The sequence below is a fragment of the Nonomuraea composti genome, assembly GCF_012034275.1.
In the GTDB taxonomy this organism is placed as follows: Bacteria; Actinomycetota; Actinomycetes; order Streptosporangiales; family Streptosporangiaceae; genus Nonomuraea; species Nonomuraea composti.
Genome location: NZ_JAATEP010000033.1, coordinates 63738 through 84589 on the forward strand (window position 1 = coordinate 63738; position 20852 = coordinate 84589).

Below are 20852 nucleotides of genomic sequence, written 5' to 3' on the forward strand. Positions count from 1 at the left end.
GTCTGTCAAGTGACGACGACCGATGATCACGTCGAGCTCGTGGCCGCCCTCATCAGGCTGCTGGAGACCAGGGTGCTCGACCCGCTGGAGATCCTGCTCGACGGCGACGAACTGCTGACCCCGATCAAGGACCGCCTGCGCGTGCAGGCCGAGGTCTGGTCCGCCCAGCTGCTCGGACGCGACCCGCGCCGGGCCGCCCTGACCGCCGCCCGGCTGATCGGGGTCCTGTTCCCCGGTGACGAGCCGTTCGACCCGCCCGAGCAGTGGTGGCGCACCCCGCTCGGGCGGGCCGTCGCGCGCAGCGTCGGGCATCCTGCCGCGGCGGCGGTCTCCTACTCCACCGCGGGCGCGATGCTCGGCATCACCCGCCAGGGCGTCCACGACCTGGTCAAACGCGGCAAGCTCGACAAGCATCCCGACGGAGGCGTCACGACGTCCTCCATCCACGCCCGGCTCAACCGCCCCCAGGAGAGCACCCCGTGACCGCACCGCACGACCTCGTCATCGACGACCGCCCGGTCCCTCTCGCCGTCCGCGACCACGGGGGCGACGGCGCCCCCGTCCTGCTGCTGCACGGCCTCGGCGGCACCCTGCTGCACTGGGACGCGGTCGCGCCCCTGCTGACCGGCTCGCACCGCGTCGTCGCGATGGACCTGCGCGGCCACGGCCTGTCGGGGGAGGGCCCGTGGGAGTGGGAGGCGGTCCTCGACGACGTGCGGGCCGTCGTCGACCACCTCGGCCTGGACGCGCCGCTCGTCGTCGGCCACTCCCTCGGCGGCATGGTCGCCGTCCGGTGGGCGCTGCGCCACCCGGACGCCCCCGGCATCGTCAACCTCGACGGCCTGCGCTCGGCCGAGACCGCCCCGCGGCTCTACGCCGGCATCGAGGAGGAGGAGCTGCGCGAACTCCTCGCGGAGCTGAAGACGGTCTTCGACGCGCAGGCGGCGGCGATGGCGCAGCCGCTGCCGGAGGGGCACGCCGCGATGTTCCCGCCGAGGGCGCTGCTCACCACGGACGAAGGCGTCTTCGCCCGGCCGAGTGCCGCGCTGGCCGGGCAGGTCAGGGACGATCCGTACTTCCTCGACAGCGTCCCGTCGGTCGCGGAGATCCGCTGCCCCGCCCTGTTCGTCCTGGCCACGCGGAACCTGCCCGGCCTGCCCGGCCGCGTCGGCGAGCTCATGCCGGCGCAGCGCGCGGGCATCCGCCGCGACCTGCTGCCCCTCGTCGCCGACCGGCCGCACCTGCGCGTCCTGGAGCTGGACGCCAGCCACGCCATGGTGGCCGAGCAGCCGGGCGAGGTCGCGCGGGCGGTGCTGGACTTCCACCTGGACGCCTGCGCCCGCCCACCCGCGTAACAGCCCTGGAGCCGGTCAGGGACTCGGCAAGGCTCGGGGCGCCCGTGCGTGTCCCCGCCTCTGCGGGGTAGGCCACGCCCGGACGCGAAGGACGCGAGAAGGAGCCCCATGGAGACGCGCAACGCCATCGCGCTGCCCGGCACGATCCTCGGGGTCGGGCTCGGCGGTTTCGTCGACGGCATCCTGCTGCACCAGCTCCTGCAGTGGCACCACATGCTGAGCAGCACCGGCACCGACAACATCGGCATCCGCGACTACCCGGTGGACACCGTGCCGGGGCTGCGCATGAACACGCTGTGGGACGGCCTGTTCCACACCGCCACCTGGCTGGCGGTGCTGATCGGGCTCGGCCTGCTCTACTCCCGCGTCACGGCCTCGCGCGGCCGGGTCTGGCGCTCGCGCAGCCTCTGGGGCTGGATCCTGCTCGGCTGGGGCCTGTTCAACCTGGTGGAAGGCGTGATCGACCACCACCTGCTGGGCATCCACCACGTCCGCACCGGCCCGTACCAGCTCTGGTGGGACCTGGGCTTCCTGCTCCTCGGCGCGCTGCTGATGATCGGCGGCTGGGGGCTGCAGCGCGGCGGCGGGGAGCTCGACCTGTGCGCGGGCGAGGAACGGGCGGCGCGGACGTGACCGGCCACGGCGGTCATGCCGATCACACCGGTGCGGTCGCGCCCGTCCTGCTCCTCCTGGCGGTGGCGGTCGCCTACCTGATCGCGGCCCGCGCCACCACCTGGAAGGGGTGGCGCTCGGCGCTGTTCGTGACCGGGCTGGCGCTGGTCGCGGCGGCCGTGACCGGCCCGGTCGCGGCCCGGGCGGCGGCCGACTTCCGCGGCCACATGGTGCAGCACCTGCTCATCGGCATGCTGGCCCCCCTCGGCCTGGTCATGGGAGCGCCGATCACCCTGCTCCTGCGCACCCTCCCCCGAGTGTGGGCCCGCCGCCTGGGCGCGCTGCTGCGCCACCGCGCCGTGCACGCCGTCGCCAACCCGGTCACGGCGCTGGCACTGAGCGTGGGCGGCCTGTTCGTCCTGTACTGCACGCCGCTGGCGGCGCACGAAGGGCTCCACGGCTGGGTGAACGTGCACTTCCTGCTGTCGGGCTGCCTGTTCGCCTGGGTGATCGCCGGTCCGGACCCGGCCCCCCGCCGCCCGCCGGTGGTGACCCGCCTGGTCGTGCTGGGCGTGGCGATCGCGGGCCACAGCGTCCTGTCCCAGCTCATGTACGCGGGCATCGGCGTCGACCTGCCCGTACCCGAGGAGCAGCGGCGCGGCGCCGCCGAGATCATGTACTACGGCGGCGACCTGGCCGAGCTGCTCCTCGCGCTGGCCCTCGTGGCCGGCTGGCGCCCCCGCCGCACGGAACGGCGGCCGGCCCGGGGAATCGTGGCAGGTCACCACGCCTGACCCGGCCCGCCCCGGGTAGCGGCAGTGGCATGAGTGAACGGGCGATCGCGGTGATAGGCGTGGGGCCGCGGGGCCTGTCGGTGCTGGAACGCCTCCTGGTACGGCTGCGCGGCACCCCGTACCGGGACGGCGACGAGGTGACGATCTGGGCGTTCGACGCGGTCGGCCACGGCGGCGGCCGGGTGTGGCGCGTCGACCAGCCCTCCTGGCTGTCGGCCAACACGACGGCGGGCGAGAGCACGATGCGCTCTCCCGGCGACGACGGCCTGCCCGCCCACCGCTACGGCACGATGGCCCGCTGGGCGGGGCTGGAGCCGGGCGCGTACCCGGCCCGGCGGCTGTACGGGCAGTACCTGGCCGACGTGTTCCGCGCGCTCTGCGCGACCGCGCCGCCGCACGTGCGGGTGCGTCCCGTCCGGGCCGAGGTGACGGGGCTGACCCGCGTGCCGGGCGGGCTGCGGCTGGTCGCGGGCGGCAGGGCGTACCGGGTGGACAAGGCGGTGCTCACGACCGGCCACGGCAGCGTGGAGCCCGACGAGGAGCAGCTCTCCTGGCTGCGGCACGCCGACGAGCACGCCCTGCGCTATGTGCCGCCGGGGCTGGCGGCAGAGATGCCGCTCGACGACCTGCCGCCGGGGGCGGAGGTGGCGGTGCGCGGGTTCGGGCTGACGTTCTACGACGTGATGCGGGCGGTCACGCTCGGCCGGGGCGGGCGGTTCGTCCCCACGCGGGACGGCCTGCGGTACGTGCCCAGCGGCGACGAGCCGCGCCTGCTGGCGCTCTCGCGCGGCGGCCTGCCGTTCCTGGCCAGGCCGGAGGTGCCCGACTTCCCCGCCCCGCCCGTCCGGCTGCGGGTCGTGACCGAGGAACGCCTGGCCGAGCTGCGGGCGGCGGCACTGGAGGCCACCGGCACGCCGCAGCTCGACTTCGCCCGCCGGGTGGAGCCGCTCATCCAGTACGAGGCCGACCTGGCGTGCTCGACCGGCGCCGCCCACCCGCTCACCCGCCTGGCCCGGCCCTTTCGCGGCCGGTGGTTCGCCGGCCCCGGCGACTACCGGGCCGCCCTGGCCCGGCTGCTGCGCGAGGACGCCCGGCGCGCGGACGCCGGCTGCGTGGACGGCACGGTCAAGGCGGCCACGGAGATGCTGCGCGTGATCCGGCCGCTCCTCCCGCAGGTCGTGGACTTCGGCGGGCTGCTGCCCGACTCGCACCGGGACTTCCTGTCCAGGTTCGTCCCGGAGAGCTTCGTCCTGTCGGCGGGGCCGCCCGCCGAGCACGTGGACCAGCTCGCGGCGCTGCTGGAAGCCGGGATCGTGCGGCCGGTCGGGCCCGGGGGCACGGTGGAGCCGGTGCCGGGCGGGTTCGGGGTGTCCTCGCCGCAGGTGCGCGGCTCGCGGCGGGTGACGAAGGTGCTCGTGGACGCGCGGGCGCCCGCCCGCGACCTGTCCAGGGACGCCTCTCCGCTGGTCAAGCAGCTCCTGGCGGACGGGATGGTGAGCGAGTTCGTGAACGTGGACCCGTCCACCGGGGCGCGCTTCGACGTGGGCGGGCTGGCCGTGACGCGGGCGCCGTACCGGGTGATCGACCGGCTCGGACGGGCGGCGCGGGACCTGCACGCGCTCGGCGTGGCCACCAACCACACCCGCTGGTTCACCGAGGTCGGCACCGGCCGGCCCGGGCAGGACAGCCCGTTCTTCCGCGACGCGGACGCGGTGGCCGCCGCCCTGCTGGCCCGCCCGTGATCAGGCCCTCCGGGCAGCGCTGTTTGAGTGCGCGGGGGCGGGGCAGGGAAGGGCGCGAGCAGGTGCCGGAGATGCACGTACCTGGCCGTACCCGGACACGTGCCTCAGCCGTCGCGGCACAGCCGGAACTCGACGAGGAGGTTCGTGATGCGTCTGCCCGCCGCCCGCGGTCCGATCACGGCGGGGCTCTTCGCCCGCCTCGCCGGCCCGCCGTGCGAGCTGGACCCGCCGCTGGTCACCCCGCCGCCCGAGACGGCACTGGATGACGGCGACCTCCAGCTCGCCCTCTTCGCCTGCTACGAGCTGCACTCGCGCGGCTTCGACGACGTCAACGACCTGTGGGAGTGGCAGCCGTCGCTGCTGGCCACCCGCCGCGACCTCGAACGGTGCCTGGAGGCCGCGCTCGCGCACGACGTGCCGCGCCCGCCGGCCGTGCCGCCGCAGCACGTCCGGCACGCGCTGACCGAGCTGGTCGCCAAGGAGGAGGCGGGCGGGCTCTCGCCGGCGGCCCTCCTGTGGCGCGAGGCCGGTCTCGGGCATGAGGCCGGCCTGGGCCGCCACCGCGAGCTCGTCGTGCACCGCGCCATCCACCACCTGAAGGTGCCGGCGGTGTTCGGGGCCGCCATGACCGGGCCCGGGCTCGACGACTCCTACGGCGTCTACCTGCCCGACGTGCCCGGCATCACGCTGGCCGTCGCGAACGTCAGGTCGCTGTTCGGGCTGCACCGGCGGCTGCGCGGCGCCCTGGCCGGGCACCTCGCCGCGCTGGAGCCGGCCGCCGCCCCGTCCCACCTTGAAAACGCCTCCGACCTCGCCGCCCAGGAGCCGTCCCTGACGGGCGACATCCTGTACGGCGCCGCCTGCGCCCTGACCCTCGAACGCCGCTGGGCCGAGCACGTCCTGAGCCGGTGGCGGCGCGGGCTCAGCTCCCTCGAAGAGCGGGAGCCCGCCGTGCGCGACGGCCAGGAGGGCGAGGCGGTGGCGGCGACGAGCTGAGAGAACCGCACGGCCACCAGGCCGCGGCGGGAAACGTCCGGTCAGGCGGTGGCGTCGTGGCCGTAGATCCACGCCAGGGCGTCGAGTGACAGGCCGCCCGCCCCGCCCGCCAGCTCGGCGTCCCGCGCCCGCTGCTCCGGCCCGTCCGGCAGGTGGTAGCGGGTCTTGCCGGCGGCCGACAGGGCGTGCACCCGCGTCGTGCGCGGCACGCGCGCGGCCTCGTACCGGCGCAGCGCCGCCTGCACGCCGGGGCCCGGCCCGGCGGCGGCCAGGCAGGAGGCGAGCGTGGCCGCGTCCTCGATCGCCATCGCCGCGCCCTGCGCCATGAACGGCAGCATCGCGTGACAGGCGTCCCCCAGCAGCGTCACCCGCCCGGCCGACCAGCGCCGCAGCGGGGCGCGGTCGAACAGCGCCCACAGGTACGTCTCGTCCACCGCCTCAATGATCGCCCGGACCTGCGGGTGCCAGCCCTCGAACGCGGCCAGCGCCTCGGCGACGTCCCTGCGGTCGGTCCACGACTCCCGCGTCCAGGTGTCCTGCTCCTTGATCGCCACGAAGTTGACCAGCCGGCCGCCGGCGACGAAGTAGTGCACGAAGTGCCCGCCGGGCCCCATCCACAGCTGGGTCGTCGTCTCCAGCCCCAGCCCCGTGAGCCGGTCGGCGGGCACCAGGCCGCGGTAGGCGGCACAGCCGGTGAAGCGCGGTCGCTCCGGACCGAACAGCAGGCCGCGGGTGGCGGAGTGGATGCCGTCCGCGCCCACCAGCACGTCGGCCTCGACGCGCGCCCCGTTCGCGAACCGCGCCTCGACCCGGTCGCCGTGGTCGGTCAGCGCGGTGAGGCGGTGGCCCAGGCGTACCCGGCCGGCGGGCAGGCGGGCGGCCAGCGCGGCGAGCAGGTCGGCGCGGTGCATCAGGTAGTGGGGGAAGCCGAAGGCGGCCTCCAAGGGGCCGGCGAGCGGGGTGCGGGCGAGGGTGCGGCCGTCGTCCCAGCGGCGCTGGTGCAGGGCCACCGGCTTGACGCCCGTCCTGGCCAGCTCGTCCGCCAAACCGAGGCCGTGCAGCACGCGCGAGGCGTTCGGGCTGATCTGCACGCCGGCGCCGACCTCGCTCAGCTCGGCCGCCCGCTCGTACACGTGCGCGTCGATGCCGCGCCGCAGCAGCGACAGCGCCGCGGTGAGCCCGCCGATCCCCCCGCCGATGATGGCGACCGAGACGCCCGTGCCGTGCGTGGTCATGGCCCGACTCCTCCCATGTCCGGATATGTCATGAACATCCTGTACGGCGGCGGCGCCCTTTCGGCTACCCTCTCCACCATGGGCCTCGCCTCGATCCCGAGCCCCGCCCAAGGCGCCTGGGATCTCGGAATCATCCCGATCCGCGCCTACGCGCTGTGCTTCATCGCCGGCATCGCCTTCGGCGCCTGGCTGAGCGAGCGCCGCTGGCGCGCCCGCGGCGGCACCCCGGGCACCATCTACGACATCGCCGTCCCCGGAGTGATCTTCGGCCTGATCGGCGCCCGCCTCTACCACGTCATCACCGACTGGCAGACCTACTTCGGCGCGCGCGCGATCAAGGAGCCGTACCAGGCGCTGTTCATCTGGGAGGGCGGGCTCAGCATCTGGGGCGCGGTCGCGCTCGGCGGCGTCGGCCTGTGGCTGGCCTGTCGCCGCCGCGGCCTGTCGCTGCGCGACGTCGCCGACACGGTCGCGCCCGGCCTCGCCTTCGGGCAGGCGATCGCCCGCTGGGGCAACTGGTTCAACCAGGAGCTGTACGGCTCGCCGACCACCCTGCCGTGGGGCCTGGAGATCGACCGGGCGCACGGCGGCGACCCCGGCGTGCTCTACCACCCGACCTTCCTGTACGAGTCGCTGTGGGACGCGGCACTCGGCTTCGCCCTGATCCTGGCCGGCCGGCGCTTCGCCCTGCACCACGGCCGCCTGTTCGCCGTCTACGTCGCCGGCTACACCTTCGGCCGGTTCTGGATCGAGGGCCTGCGCATCGACCCGGTGGGCGGCGTGGATCACGCGGTGCTGCTGCTGGGCCTGCGCATCAACCAGTGGACCTCGATCCTGCTGTTCGCCGGCGCACTGATCTACCTGTGGGCCAACCGCGCCAAGGACCGCGAAGAGGTCATGGCGGCGCGCAGCGGCTGAGCACCCATACCGATCCCCTAAAGCGTCGAACCTGACGCGGCCCCGTCCGCGTACCACCCGCGAGACTTCATGAAGCGGGTCACTACAACGACCTGCTCCAGGTCGTCCGCGAGACAGACCCGCTGGGCCAGGCCTTCGGCCGCATCGCCGCGATCACCGACGCGCTCGGCCGCGCCACCCGCTTCACCTGGACGGTGGAGGGCCTGCCGGCGACCCCCCACGCTGCCCGGCGGGACGACCGAACGCCGGGCCTACGACGCCGAGAACTACCTCGTCGAGCACGTGGACACGCTCCCCGTTCCCCGGCGGCCACACCTACACGATCAGGCTCGACGGGGCCGCGGCCGAGCGGCGCTTCGGCGGCCTCTGGCCGGCGGGCGGCGGCGCGCCCGCCGAGGAGGTGCAGCGGAAACTGATGTGGCGGCTGGAGTCCCTGCTGGCCGGGCCCCGTACGGAGGGTGGCGTGTTCGTCCTGAACAACGTCACGACGGTGACGGTGGGGGAGACGGACGTGGTCGTCGGCGGGGTGTGCTCGGGCGTGGTCGCGTAGCGTACGAGAACGCCCCGGCCGCTTCACGCGGCAGAGGCGCCCTCGCGGGGCGGGCAATCGATCCCTGATCCGTTCCTACCCGCCTTGCCCTAAATGTATGCATTTGTCCGTTTTGTGGTGGGCCTGGAGTGGAGGTGCTGTGCTCATGGCCGCTCCGTCAGAGGAGGACCGCGTGCGCCGGGTGCTGCACGCCCTGGCGGCCCGGGACGAGCTGCGGTAGCGGAGCGCCGGGCTCAGAACGCGTTCACGCTGTCGACCCACAGCTCGTGGTTGATCGTGCGCAGGTAGAACTCGACGCGGATCTGCCGCAGCCCGCTCCCCGCCGTGTCCATCGTGCAGGTCACCAGCCGCCATTCCGGGGTGGCGGTGAACCTGGCGGCCACCGAGCGGTTGGCGCCGAGGTCCCAGATCGCCAGCGACCCCTTCACGGGGGACTGCGAGGCGGATCTGACCCAGGCGAAGCAGGAGATGCTGGGCGGCGGGCCCGTGGCGGTGAAGTCCTGGCAGACGGAGCCCTCCATCTGGCTCGTGCTCATGACGAGGACGGCGCCGCCGGATCGTGCGTCGCTGGTGCCCCAGATCTTGTACTGCACGGCGGCCGCCTGGTTCATCCGTGTCCAGGGGGCGATGTCGGGAGCCTCGAAGCTCGGGTTGCGCAAGTACGACAACGTTGCCTCCTCCTCGGCGTTCTCTCCGGGCATGGACAGCGTGCGGGCAGAGGGGCACCGGTCGCATCGGGGGCGGGCTCGGTGAAAACCCTAGGCCCGGCGTACCAGGGTGCGCCGGGCCGGAGCGGTAAGGGTCAGGAGGCCGCGACGGTCTCCGCCGCGGGCGCGTCCTCGGAGGCGGCGGGCCGGCGCAGGACGGTGAGCGCCACCACGAAGGCGGCCAGCAGCAGCCCGGCGGAGATGCCGAACGCGAGCCGGTACCCGCCGGTGAGCGCGGCGGCCTCGCCGGCCCCGGCGGCCAGCAGGTCGCCGGTGCGGGAGGCGGCCATGGTGGACAGCACCGCCACGCCGATGGCCATGCCGACCTGCTGGGTGGTGTTGAACAGGCCGGAGGCGAGGCCCGCGTCGCTGTCCCTGGCGCCGGACATGCCGAGCGTGGCCAGCGCGGGCAGCACGAGCCCGCCGCCGGAGATCAGCAGCATGGGGGGCAGCAGGTGGGTGACGTAGCCGGCGTCCACGCTGACCCTGGTGAGCAGCAGCATCGCGGCGATCAGCAGCACCAGGCCGGAGATCAGCACCGTACGGGGGCCGAAGCGGGCGCTGAGCCGGGCGGAGACGAACAGCGAGATCGTGCCGATGCCGACGGCGGCGGGCAGCATCGCGAGGCCGGTCTCCAGGGCGCCGTAGCCCAGGACGCGCTGCATGTAGAGCGCGACGAGCACCTGGAAGGCGAACATCCCGGACAGGCTCAGCATCTGGGCGAGGTTGGCGCCGGTCACGTTGCGGGAGCGCAGGATCCGCAGCGGCATGAGCGGCGTCCTGGCGGTGGACTGCCGGGCCACGAACCCGCCGAGCAGGGCGAGGGAGAGCGCGCCGAGGCCGAGGGTGTGGGCGGCGAGCCAGCCGTACTCCTCGACCTTGACGATCGTGTAGATGCCCAGCATCAGGCCGGAGGTCACGAGCAGGGCGCCGAGCACGTCGGCGCCGGCCGCCAGGCCGGCCCCCCGGTCGGCGGGCAGGGCGCGCAGGGCGAGCAGGAGGGTGACGGCCCCGATGGGCACGTTGATGAAGAAGATCCACGGCCAGCTCAGCACGTCGGTGAGCACGCCGCCCAGCACCTGGCCGATGGACGCGCCGGTGGCCCCGGTGAAGCTGAAGATCGCGATCGCCTTGCCGCGCTCGGCCGGCTCCGTGAACAGCGTCACCAGGATGCCCAGGACCACGGCCGAGGCCAGCGCGCTGCCCACGCCTTGCAGGAACCGGGCGGCGATCAGCAGGCTCGCGTCGGTGGCCGCGCCGGCCAGCACGGAGGCGGCGGTGAAGACGGCGTTCCCGGCCAGGAACATCGCCCGCCGCCCGATCAGATCACCCAGCCGGCCCGCCAGGAGCAGCAGGCCGCCGAACGGGATCAGGTAGGCGTTCATGATCCAGCTCAGGCCGGCGGCCGTGAACTGCAGATCCCGCTGGATGGCGGGCATCGCCACGGTCACGATGCTGCCGTCGAGGATCGTCATCAGTCCCGTCGCGGACAGCACACCGAGTGCGGTCCAGCGCGAGTTGAGCACATTCGACATGGTCTCTCCCGTCTCAGGTCGACAAGAGAGACCGTAGCAGATAGTTCCGTAATAGACGATCCTCTTCGGACCTACTTGGCGCGCTCCCGTGCCCGGCGCGCCGGCTGCGGCCCCTCGGCCGGGGTCGCCAGATGCCCGCCGACCAGCCGGTTCAGGGCGCGGACCAGCACCTCGCGTTCGTCGTCGGGCAGCGACTCGAGCGCCGCGCGGTGCACGCCGTCCACGATCTCCTGGCTGCGCCTGGCCACCTCGGCGCCCGCCTCGGTGACTGCGATGATCCGGGCCCGCCGGTCGGTGCTGGACGGGCGGCGCTCGGCGTACCCGGCCTTCTCCAGCGCGTCCACCGTCACCACCATGGTGGTCTTGTCCATGTCGCCCAGCTCGGCGAGCTGGATCTGGGTGCGCTCCTCCTCCAGTGCGTGCACCAGCACGCAGTGCATGCGCGCCGTCAGCCCGATCTCGGCCAGCGCCGCCGCCATCTGGGTGCGCAGCACGTGGCTGGTGTGGTCGAGGAGGAAGGACAGGTCCGTTTCGGTACGCGCGGGAGCCATCGCTGTCATGCCCCCAGCCTACCCAAACAATCCTTTGGCAGATTATCTGCGAATGGACGATCCGCGACCCAGGGTGGCGAACCCCAGGGTTCCCACGGAGGCGAAGCGCAGCCGGGAGCCGCACACTTCGGTCGTAGCCACCCCGTGGAGAGAGGGCCTTCCCATGTCCCCCCACGACCGTCCGGCCGTTCACCGTCCCCGTCACGAAGGGTTGCTCGGCATCCACACCAACATGGCTCGCGTCGTCCCGCCGGACGTGTGGACCCGGCTGGCCCGCAACGTGCTCGGCGCCGCCGTCCGGCCTGTCCGGGGCCGAGATGCGCACGTTCGAGCAGCTCGACTACTTCTTCGCCAAGGGCGTCGGGTACGGCGTGCAGATGGGACCCGCCCCCAGACGATGTACGGCCTCGCGGACTCGCCCGTCGCCCTGGCCGCCTGGATGCTCAACCACGACGCGGGCAGCTACCAGGACATCGCCGACGCCTTCCTCGGCAAGCCCGTCGGCGACCTGACCCGCGACGAGACCCTCGACAACGTCACGCTCACCTGGCTGACCAACACCGGCGTCTCCTCCGCCCGCCTGTACTGGGAGAACACGGTCGGCTTCTTCGACGTCAAGAACGTCACCGTCCCGGCCGCCGTCAGCACGTTCGCCCACGAGATCTACCCGGTGCCGCGCAGCGCGCCACCTTCCGCTCCCTGCGCCAGCCGGCGTCGCCCTCCTTGTCCGAGGCGGACTGGGCCGCCACGTAGGCGGCGTCGCGGACGTCGTTCGGCCAGCCCGCCGGGCGCACGCCCGGGATGGGGTGCCGGAGCGGGTTGAAGCGCATCGGGCGCTCCGCGTCCGGGGTCGCCGGGCCGGTCAGGTGGGCCTGGCCGAGCAGGTGCCACGGCCCCGACGGCTCCGCGACGAGGAGTTCGAGCACGAGCGGGCCGTGCCCGGCGGCTCCGGCGAGCGCGCCGGGCGTGGCCGGCAGCGCCGCGGGGGTGTGCAGCAGCGCACCCAGCAGCAACCGCCCGCCGTCCGCCTCGTACGGGAACAGGCTGGTGTAGAGGCCCGTCCAGCGGGTCGCGGGCCGGAGCAGGCGCCGGCCCGCCGGACTGCGGCCGGTGGTGGCCAGCAGCAGGTCAGCGGTCGTGTCGTCCTGCCGCCAGCGCAGCGCGATGCCGAGGATGTCCGGCAGGGGCCAGGGCGCGCCGACGGAGCGGGACAGGCGGGCGGTGCCGCGCAGGTCCAGGCGCTCGTCGAGGAACGCCGCTCCCCACCGCCGGGCCGTCCCGTGCAGGCGCAGGTGCGCGTCGAGGACGAGCCCGGACGGGTGGAGCGGCCGGCCGTGCCGCAGGCGTGCGGCCGTGCCGAAGGTCGCGGCCAGCGCCGAGCGCGCCAGGCGGGTCCACGGCTGTCGCATGCTGCTCCTCACCGTCGGGTTCGCTGGGTGGGAGCTACCCGGGACGGGGAGGGGGAATCACGGGGGCGTTTCAGAAGGTCAGGCGTAGAGGAAGTAGTAGCGGTACCGTCCCTCCCACTGGCACGAGTAGTCGTCCCACCAGCCCTGGGTGATGCCGTAGGCTCCGATCCGCTCGCACTCCGAGTGGTCCCTGAAGACACCGGCCAGCCGTTCGGCGTGGGCGGGGGCGGCGCCGATCGTGAGCGACACTCCGGCGACCATGACGGCCGAGACGAGAACAGCGCGTAACTTTCGCATTCGTCCTCCTGCGACGGGGGCGATCTTGAGGCTGGACAATATCACTCACAGCGCGCCAGGAGAATTGTCACGACGAGAGTCGGAACTTTCCCCGCCGTAATCGCAACGAAATCTTTGACCATCGTCCGGTGCTTGTCATATCGTCTCCCCGCCCATATCGATGTGAGCCGCGGCACCCGAAGCAGGTCGCCGGCGCTGAAGTCGGCGTGCGGATCGCGGCTGCCCCGGCACCGGAGGGGGCGCGGACGGCCGCCGGGACAGCGGTGAGCATCCGACCAACCGGAGTCGCACCATGCAAGCTCGAATCCCCAGGGCCGTGATCGTCGGCATGGCGATGACCGTGCTGGCCGCCTTAGGCGTGTCGGCCGCTTCCATGCCGCCGGCGCACGCCGCGCAGGTGATCACCGATATCGCGTACGCGCCGGCGCAACCGTCCGGCAGCAGGGGGCACCTTCTGGACCTCTACCTGCCGTCCACCGGCATCACGCCCCGGCCGCTGCTGATCTGGCACAGCGGCTCGGCGTGGACGAGTGACAACGGCAAGGAGGGCGCCGACGAGATCGCGGCCGTCTTCAACCCGCTGGGCTTCGCGGTGGCGGGCGTCAGCGTCCGCTCCAGCGGCCAGGCGACGTTCCCGGCCCAGGTGCACGACATCAAGGGGGCCATCCGCTGGCTGCGGGCGAACGCGGCCACGTACCAGCTCGACCCGAACCGCTTCGCCATCATGGGGGACTCCTCGGGCGGCTGGCTGACGGAGATGGCCACCTTCTCCGGCGGCGTCACGGCGCTGGAGGGCACCGTCGGCACCACGGGCGTCTCCAGCAACGTGCAGGCCGGCCTCGCCTTCTACAGTCCGACCGACTTCCTGCAGATGAACGCGCAGAACCTGCCGACCGGCGGCCTGGACCACAACTCGCCCGCCTCCCCGGAGTCGCTGCTGGTCGGCTGCCCGATCCAGACCTGCCCGGACAAGGTGGCCCAGGCCAACCCGATGACCTACGTGGACGCGGGCGACCCGCCGCTGCTGTTCCTGCACGGCCAGGCCGACTTCCTGGTGCCGCACGGGCAGAGCGTCCTGCTCTACAACCGGATCAAGGCCCAGTGCGGCACCGGCACGTTCGTCTCGGTGCCCGGCGCGGACCACATGAAGGTCCAGATCATGGACCCCGCCCACTACGGTACGGAGACCGTCCGCACCACCACCGGCTGCGGCGAGACCGTCGGGACCGGCACGCTCAACGCCACCTGGGCCAACTTCGCGACCTTCCTGCGCGGCGGGCTCAAGCTGGGCACCTCCTGCGAGGTCACCTACAGCACCGGCGTCTGGAACGGCGCCTTCAACGGCAGCGTGGTCATCAGGAACACCGGCACGACCCCCATCAGCGGCTGGACCGTGACGTGGACCTGGTCGGGCAACCAGCAGATCACCAGCGCCTGGAACGCCACCGTGACGCAGACCGGCGCCCAGGTGGTGGCGCGCGACGCCGGCCACAACTCCTACATCGGCCCCGGCTCCAGCCAGAGTCTCGGCTTCTCGGCGACCGCCACCGGGACGAACGACATCCCGGCCCAGTTCAAGGTCAACAACCTCGCCTGCACGAGGGTGCCCGCCTGACCCGCCCCCCGCGCACCGCCCCCCGAATTGCATTCGGAAAAGGCGGTGCGCGGAACCGGAAACGCGTATTTCCTAAATGCGCCACGGTCCGTCAAATGCCGCTCACGGAATGTCGCGGCGCAATTTGTGGACGCTCTTATTGCCTCCGCCGACAGGCCGCCCCTATCCTTGCCTGGGACGGCCCGCCGGGCTTATTCAGCAGCATTTCTCATTGTCGTCCGGCCGGGTGCCTCCGGCATTTCCCGGAGCCCGAAATATTTCGGATGAGCCGCCTTACCATGCCCGAAGACCGTTGTCCGGGATCGTCGACGAGTTAGGGGACGTGTGCGTACATCCAACATGTTCGTCAGGAGCCTGGGCGTCCATGTGCCCGAGAGCGTGAGCGTCGAGCAGGCCGTCGCGAAGGGCTGGTACCCGGCCGAAGAGGCCGAGCGGTTCCAGCAGCTCGGCGCGGCCGTGGCCGGCGACATGCCGGCGCCCGAGATGGCGCGCCTGGCCGTCCTCGACGCCTACGACCGCTGGGGCGAGTCCTCCCCGCGCGACCTCGACCTGCTGCTCTACCCGTCGGTCTGGCACCAGGGCCCGAACGGCTGGCAGCCCCAGCACTACCTGCAGCAGCACCTCCTCGGCGGCGGCGTGCCGGCGTTCGAGATCCGCAGCGGCTGCGTAGGGATGATCAGCTCGCTGGAGCTGGCGGCCGGCTACCTGAACGCCGACGCGCGCCGCCGCACCGCCATGGTCGTCTCCTCCGACAACCACGGCACCCCGCTGGTGGACCGCTGGCGGATGACGCCCGGGGCGCTGATCGGCGACGCCGCCGCCGCGCTCGTCCTCGGCAAGGACTACGGCCTGGCCGAGCTGCTGTCGGTGAACGTGACGGTCATCCCCGAGGCCGACGCGGTCAACGACGGCGCCTACCCCCTGTTCCCGCCGGACGCCACCGTCGGCAGGGGGCTGAGCTTCGGCGACCGGCACGAGGAGTTCCGCCAGCGGCTGCTCAAGGCGCAGGGCACCGGGATCCACCTGACGATCCAGAAGACGATGATGCAGCAGGTCGAGCAGACCCTGGACGAGGCCGGGATCGGCCTGGCCGACATCACCCGCGTGGCGTTCCCGCACGGCCGCCGCGAGGACCTGGAGGGGCAGATGACCTGGCTCGGCATCGAGGAGGAGCAGACGACCTGGGACTACGGCCGGCGCGTCGGCCACTGCGGCGCGGTCGACCAGTTCATCGCCTTCGAGCACCTGCTCGCGACCGGCGGCCTCGTGCCCGGCGACCACCTGCTCATGGTCGGGTTCGGCTCCGGCACCTCGGTCGCCGCGGCGGCGTTCAGGATCCTCGCCACCGCCCCCGTCACGGAAGGATCACCCGCATGACCGAGCTGACGCAGCGGCTCGTCACCTTCATCCAGGACAACCTCGTCCTGGACGGCGACGACATCAAGGTCGACGAGACGACCCCGCTCCTCGTCTCCGGCCTGCTCGACTCCCTGCGCACGGCGCGGCTGCTGAACTTCCTGCGCAAGGACGTCGGCGTGCCCATCCCCGCCGCCAAGCTCGACCCGGACAACTTCAAGGACGTCGCGACCATCGTGGCGATGGTCCGCGAGCTCGAATCCGTCTGAGCCGGGAGCACACGTTCATGCGGTACGCGGACACGTACATCAGCGGCGTCGGCACCTTCGTGCCCCGGACGATCGTCAGCGTCGAGAAGGCCGTCGCGAAGGGCTGGTACCCGGCCGAGGACGCCGAGCTGCACAACCTGGCGGGAGCGGCGGTGGCCGGCGAGACGCCGGCGCCGGAGATGGCCCTGCACGCGGCGCGCGGCGCGCTCAAACGCGCCGGCCGCGCGCCCGGCGACCTCGACCTCCTCCTGTACGCCTCCACCTGGCACCAGGGGCCCGACGGCTGGCCCCCGCACTCCTACCTGCAACGCCACCTCGTCGGCGGGCACGTCCTGGCCACCGAGATCCGGCAGGGCTGCAACGGCATGTTCATCGCCCTGGAGCTCGCCGCCGGCCACCTGAATTCCGCGCCCGGCAAGCAGGCCGCGCTGCTGGTCGCCGCCGACAACTACGGCACCCCGCTCATGGACCGCTGGCGGATGGGCCCCGGCTACATCGGCGGGGACGCCGCCGCCGCGCTCGTCCTCACCAGGGACCAGGGCTTCGCGCGCCTGCTGTCGGTCCGCACGACCACCGTCGCCGAGGCCGAGGAGCTGCACCGGGGCAGCGAGCCGCTGTTCCCGCCGGGCGTCACGGTCGGCCGGCGGATGAGCTTCACGGCCCGCAACGAGCAGTTCCGCCGCGACGTCATGCCGTCGGGCGACGCCACCGCGGCCCTGTTCCACATCCAGCGGGCGCTCGTCGAGGTCGTCGAGGGCCTGCTGGACGAGAGCGGGATCGCCGCCGCCGACCTGACCAGGGTGGCGTTCATGAACTACTCGGAGGAGATCGTCGAGCAGCGCTGCATGGCCCTGCTCGACCTGCCGATGTCCCGCTCGACGTGGGACTACGGCCGCACCATCGGCCACTGCGGCGCATCCGACCAGGTCCTCTCCCTCGACCACCTGCTCGCCACCGGGCAGCTCCGCCCCGGCGACCACCTGCTGATGCTCGGCACCGGGCCGGGCGTGACCGTGTCCGGCGCCGTCATCACGATCACCGACACTCCCCAGTGGATCTGAAGCGAAGGGACGACGAACGCACATGCGCGCAGCCCGGGTGGAACCGGTGGCGGTCATCGGCATCGGATGCCGCCTGCCCGGCGACGTCCACACCCCCGACGAGTTCTGGGACCTGCTGTGCGCGGGCCGCAACACCACCGGCCCGCTGCCGGACGGCCGCTGGCGGGCGTACGAGGAGCGCAGCCCCGAGGACGCCGCCGCGCTGCGCGACGCCGTGCGGCACGGCAGCTTCCTGAGCGACATCGAGGGCTTCGACGCCGAGTTCTTCGGCCTGTCGCCCCGCGAGGCCGAGCTGATGGACCCCCAGCAGCGCATCCTCATGGAGACCGCCTGGGAGGCGCTGGAGCACGCCGGCCTGCCGCCGCACGAGCTGGCCGGCACCGACGCCGGCGTGTTCGTCGGGGTCTGCACCGCCGACTACGGCGGCCGCCTCCTGGAGGACCTGCCCCAGATCGAGGCGTGGACCGGCATCGGCGCCGCCACCTGCGCCGTCGCCAACCGCGTCTCCTACTCCCTCGACCTGCGCGGCCCCAGCATGGCGATCGACACCGCCTGCTCGGCGTCGCTGGTCGCGCTGCACCTGGCCGCGCAGAGCCTGCGGCTCGGCGAGAGCGACGTCGCCCTCGCCGGCGGCGTCAACCTGCTCGTCACCCCCGGCCAGACCCTCACCCTCGGTACGGCCGGAGCCCTCGCCCCCGACGGCCGCTCCAAGTCGTTCGACGCGGCGGCCGACGGCTACGGGCGTGGCGAGGGCTGCGGCGTGGTCGTGCTCAAGCGGCTGTCCGACGCCCGGCGCGACGGCGACCGTGTCCTCGCGCTCGTCATCGGCAGCGCCGTCAACCAGGACGGGCACACCAACGGCATCATGGCCCCGTGCGGCGAGGCCCAGGAGCACGTCATGGCCAGGGCGTGCCGCCAGGCGGGCATCGAGCCGGGCACGGTCGACTACGTCGAGGCGCACGGCACCGGCACCAGGCTCGGCGACCCGCTGGAGGCGGGCGCCCTGTCCCGCGTGTACGGCGCGCCGCGGCCCCCCGGCGACCCGTGCCTCATCGGCTCGGTCAAGTCGAACATCGGCCACCTCGAAGGCGCGGCCGGCATCGCCGGCGTCATCAAGGCGGTGCTCGCCCTGCACCGCGGCGAGATCCCGCCGAGCGTGCTCACCACCCTGAACCCGGCCGTCGCGTGGGAGACCTCCGGCCTGCGCGTGCTGACCGAGCGGTCGCCCTGGCCCTCGCGTGAGCATCCGCGCCGGGCGGGCGTGTCCAGCTTCGGGTACGGCGGCACGGTCGCGCACATCGTGCTGGAGCAGGCCCCTCCTGCCCAGGACGAGCCCATGGGAGAGGAGGCGGGAGAGCGGCTGTTCCCGCTGTCGGCCTCCTCCGAACAGGCGCTGCGGGATTACGCCGGCAGGCTCGCCGACCACCTCGCCGACCACCCCGCCGACGACATCGCCAAGGGGCTCGATCTGGTGTCGGTGGGGCACACGCTGGCGTTGCGCCGCACCCACCTGCCCCGCCGCGCCGTCGTCGCCGCGGCCGGCCGGGACGACCTGGTCGCCCACCTGCGCCGGCTCGCCCAGGACGCCCCCGCGGAAGCCGTCGTCACCGGCGACGTGCTGCCCGACCCCGGCCCCGGGCCGGTCTGGGTCTTCTCCGGGCAGGGCTGCCAGTGGCGGGGGATGGGGCGGGAGCTGCTGGCCGAGCCGGAGTTCGCGGCCCTCGTGGACGAGGTGGAGCCGATCTTCGCCGCGGAGATCGGCTTCTCACCCCGCCAGGTCCTCACCGACGGGGACCTCGGCACGATCGACCGCGTCCAGACCATGATCTTCGTGATGCAGCTCGGCCTGGCCAGGCTGTGGAGCGCGCACGGGGTCACCCCGGCCGCCGTCATCGGCCACTCCGTCGGCGAGCTCGCCGCGGCGGTGACGGCCGGCGCGATGAGCGTCGCCGACGGCGCCCGCCTCATCTGCCGCCGCTCCAAGCTGCTGCGCCGGGCCGAGGGCAAGGGCGCCATGGTGATGGCCGGCCTGTCCTTCGAGGAGGCGGCCGAGCGGCTGGCCGGGCGCAGCGACCTGGTGGCCGCGATCGCGTCGGCGCCCGGCTCGACCGTGCTGTCCGGCGACGTCGCCGCCGTCGAGGAGGTCGTGAACGACTGGCCGGCCGAGGGCATCATGGTGCGCCGGGTCGCCTCCGACGTCGCCTTCCACAGCCCGCAGATGGAGCCGCTGGCCGCCGAGCTGGCCGCCGCCACCGCCGACCTCGCGCTCGGCGCGCCACGCCTGCCCATGTACACGACGGCGCTGCCCGACCCCCGCTCGACGCCCGTCCTGGACGGCGCGTACTGGGCGGCGAACCTGCGCGACCCGGTGCGGCTCGCCGCGGCGACCACCGCCGCGGCTCAGGACGGCCACCGCGTGTTCCTGGAGATCTCCCCGCACCCCGTGGTCGCGCACTCCCTCACCGAGACGTTGTCCGAGCACGGGTTCGAGGACGTGTTCGTCGGCACGACCCTGCGCCGCAACCAGCCCGAGCGCGCCACGTTCCACCTCGCCGTCGGCACGGCGCACTGCCACGGCGTCGCGGTGGACTGGAGCCGGCTCCAGCCGCACGGCGGCCTGGCCGACCTGCCGCCGTACGCCTGGCAGCACCGCCGCCACTGGCGCGAGCTGCCGGCCGGTGACGGCAACCGCGGGCACGACGTGCGCTCCCACACCCTGCTCGGCGCCGTGACGGCCCTCGCCGGCAGCCGCACCAGGGCGTGGCGGACCAGCCTGGAGGACGCCAACCGGCCCTACCCGGGCAGCCACGCGCTCAACGGGGTCGAGATCGTGCCCGCCGCCGTCCTCATCAACACGTTCCTGCGCGCGGCCGGGGAGGAGGGGGAGGACGTCACGCTCACCGGCGTCGAGATGACGCACCCGCTGATGACCGCCGAACGCCGGCAGATCCAGGTCGTGCACGAGCCCCCGGTGGTGCGGCTCGCCGCCCGCACCCCCGCCGCGCCCGGCGAGCCGGAGCCCGCCTGGCTGGTGCACGCCACCGCGGACGTGGCCGCGCCCCGCCAGGTCAAGCCCGACGTGCTGCCGGACGCCCCAGGGCTCGCCCCCCTCGACCCCGGCTACGTGCACCGGCGGCTGGCCGCCGTCGGCGTGCCCTCGACGGGCTTCGACTGGACGATCGCAACGCTGCTCGGCGGGGACGGCGCGCTGCGCGCCACCGTCCACACCGTCGCCGCTGGGGAGCCGGGGAGCTGGGCGCCGGCGCTGGACGCGGCGATGTCCGTGGCGCCCTGCGTGTTCCCCGGCGAGCCGGTGCTGCGCATGGTCGTGCACATCGGCGAGGTGGTGCTGACCGGGACGCCGCCCTCCACCGTGGTCGTCGACGCCGCCGTGGACCCGGCCGCCCCCGACACCGTGCGGGCGCTGCTGGCCGACGTGGACGGCCGCGTCGTGGGGCACCTGACCGGGCTGCGCTACCCGGTCATCGACGCGCCCGCCCCCGACGAAGAGGAGCAGCGCGGGCCGGTGGGCGCGTTCGCCGGCCTGACGCTCGCCGACGTGCGCGACCGCGTCCTGCCCGAGGTCCGCGCGGAGATCGCGGCCGTGATGCGGCTGGACCCCGGCGACCTGGCCGTCCGGCGCCCGCTGGTCGAGCAGGGGCTCGACTCCGTGATGACCGTCATGGTGCGGCGCCGCCTGGACACGCGCTTCGGCTGCCGCCTGCCCGCGACCCTGCTGTGGCAGCAGCCCACCATCCTGGCGATCGCGGAGCACCTGGGGGGCCTGCTCGCCGGGGTGACGGCGGAGCCCGAGCCCGCGATCGGCGGGTGACGTCCCTGCAACGAGATC

19 protein-coding genes are annotated in these 20852 nt (G+C 73.6%); 13 read left to right on the plus strand and 6 right to left on the minus strand.

What is annotated here, in order from left to right:
- Positions 1–9: 9 nt before the first annotated feature.
- From HCN51_RS36770 to HCN51_RS36795, 6 genes are all read left to right on the plus strand, one after another.
- A complete protein-coding gene (locus tag HCN51_RS36770; protein ID WP_168016195.1) occupies positions 10–483 on the plus strand; it encodes a hypothetical protein in 474 nt (157 codons plus the stop codon).
- Positions 480–1355: an alpha/beta fold hydrolase gene (locus tag HCN51_RS36775; RefSeq protein ID WP_168016197.1), complete on the plus strand. Its 876-nt coding sequence runs from the start codon at positions 480–482 to the stop codon at positions 1353–1355. The genes HCN51_RS36770 and HCN51_RS36775 overlap by 4 nt, the downstream gene beginning before the upstream one ends.
- 108 nt (positions 1356–1463) lie before the next feature.
- A complete protein-coding gene (locus HCN51_RS36780; protein WP_168016198.1) occupies positions 1464–1988 on the plus strand; it encodes a DUF2243 domain-containing protein in 525 nt (174 codons plus the stop codon).
- Positions 1955–2761 (plus strand): cytochrome c oxidase assembly protein, encoded by an 807-nt coding sequence (locus HCN51_RS36785; protein ID WP_346433921.1) that lies wholly within the window; start codon positions 1955–1957, stop codon positions 2759–2761. Before HCN51_RS36780 ends, HCN51_RS36785 begins: the two co-directional genes overlap by 34 nt.
- Positions 2762–2790: 29 nt before the next feature.
- Entirely contained in the window at positions 2791–4503 is a 1713-nt protein-coding gene (locus tag HCN51_RS36790; protein WP_168016200.1) for an FAD/NAD(P)-binding protein, read from the plus strand.
- A 147-nt stretch (positions 4504–4650) separates the two neighbouring features.
- Positions 4651–5499 carry an iron-containing redox enzyme family protein gene (locus HCN51_RS36795; protein ID WP_168016202.1) on the plus strand — a complete coding sequence of 283 codons (849 nt, stop codon included), beginning with the start codon at positions 4651–4653 and terminating at the stop codon, positions 5497–5499.
- A gap of 41 nt (positions 5500–5540) precedes the next feature.
- On the opposite strand, the gene HCN51_RS36800 is transcribed toward HCN51_RS36795, so the two are convergent.
- Positions 5541–6734 (minus strand): FAD-dependent monooxygenase, encoded by a 1194-nt coding sequence (locus tag HCN51_RS36800; protein ID WP_206068315.1) that lies wholly within the window; start codon positions 6732–6734, stop codon positions 5541–5543.
- Between the two features lie 15 nt (positions 6735–6749).
- On the opposite strand from HCN51_RS36800, the gene lgt reads away from it, so the two are divergent.
- Entirely contained in the window at positions 6750–7652 is a 903-nt protein-coding gene (lgt, locus tag HCN51_RS36805) for a prolipoprotein diacylglyceryl transferase (protein WP_240973632.1), read from the plus strand.
- Between the two features lie 400 nt (positions 7653–8052).
- Positions 8053–8202 carry a hypothetical protein gene (locus HCN51_RS36810; RefSeq protein WP_168016204.1) on the plus strand — a complete coding sequence of 50 codons (150 nt, stop codon included), beginning with the start codon at positions 8053–8055 and terminating at the stop codon, positions 8200–8202.
- 233 nt (positions 8203–8435) lie between these two features.
- On the opposite strand, the gene HCN51_RS36815 is transcribed toward HCN51_RS36810, so the two are convergent.
- The 5 genes from HCN51_RS36815 to HCN51_RS36835 all read right to left on the minus strand — a co-directional run bounded on the left by HCN51_RS36815 (position 8436) and on the right by HCN51_RS36835 (position 12701).
- Positions 8436–8870, minus strand: a complete 435-nt coding sequence (locus HCN51_RS36815; protein ID WP_168016206.1) for a hypothetical protein — start codon at positions 8868–8870, stop codon at positions 8436–8438.
- A 134-nt stretch (positions 8871–9004) separates the two neighbouring features.
- A complete protein-coding gene (locus tag HCN51_RS36820) occupies positions 9005–10444 on the minus strand; it encodes an MFS transporter (protein ID WP_168016208.1) in 1440 nt (479 codons plus the stop codon).
- Positions 10445–10515: 71 nt separating this feature from the next.
- On the minus strand, positions 10516–11004 hold the full coding sequence (locus HCN51_RS36825) for a MarR family winged helix-turn-helix transcriptional regulator (RefSeq protein WP_080039925.1): 489 nt from the start codon (positions 11002–11004) through the stop codon (positions 10516–10518).
- A 632-nt stretch (positions 11005–11636) separates the two neighbouring features.
- Entirely contained in the window at positions 11637–12404 is a 768-nt protein-coding gene (locus tag HCN51_RS36830; protein ID WP_168016210.1) for a hypothetical protein, read from the minus strand.
- A gap of 78 nt (positions 12405–12482) precedes the next feature.
- Positions 12483–12701: a hypothetical protein gene (locus HCN51_RS36835; RefSeq protein ID WP_080039919.1), complete on the minus strand. Its 219-nt coding sequence runs from the start codon at positions 12699–12701 to the stop codon at positions 12483–12485.
- A 292-nt stretch (positions 12702–12993) separates the two neighbouring features.
- Here HCN51_RS36835 and HCN51_RS61685 point away from each other — a divergent pair, with 292 nt between their 5' ends.
- The 5 genes from HCN51_RS61685 (at position 12994) to HCN51_RS36860 (ending at position 20834) form a co-directional block, all read left to right on the plus strand.
- Positions 12994–14316, plus strand: coding sequence for a cellulose binding domain-containing protein (locus HCN51_RS61685; RefSeq protein ID WP_168016212.1), 1323 nt, complete (start codon positions 12994–12996; stop codon positions 14314–14316).
- Between the two features lie 324 nt (positions 14317–14640).
- The gene (locus tag HCN51_RS36845; protein ID WP_346433922.1) at positions 14641–15693 is read left to right on the plus strand and encodes a ketoacyl-ACP synthase III family protein; all 1053 of its coding nucleotides are present in this window, start codon (positions 14641–14643) and stop codon (positions 15691–15693) included.
- Entirely contained in the window at positions 15690–15941 is a 252-nt protein-coding gene (locus HCN51_RS36850) for an acyl carrier protein (RefSeq protein WP_168016214.1), read from the plus strand. The genes HCN51_RS36845 and HCN51_RS36850 overlap by 4 nt, the downstream gene beginning before the upstream one ends.
- Positions 15942–15958: 17 nt before the next feature.
- Positions 15959–17002 carry a ketoacyl-ACP synthase III family protein gene (locus HCN51_RS36855; protein WP_168016216.1) on the plus strand — a complete coding sequence of 348 codons (1044 nt, stop codon included), beginning with the start codon at positions 15959–15961 and terminating at the stop codon, positions 17000–17002.
- Positions 17003–17024: 22 nt separating this feature from the next.
- Complete coding sequence (locus HCN51_RS36860) at positions 17025–20834, plus strand: type I polyketide synthase (RefSeq protein WP_168016218.1); 3810 nt, start codon at positions 17025–17027, stop codon at positions 20832–20834.
- The last annotated feature ends 18 nt before the right edge of the window (positions 20835–20852 follow it).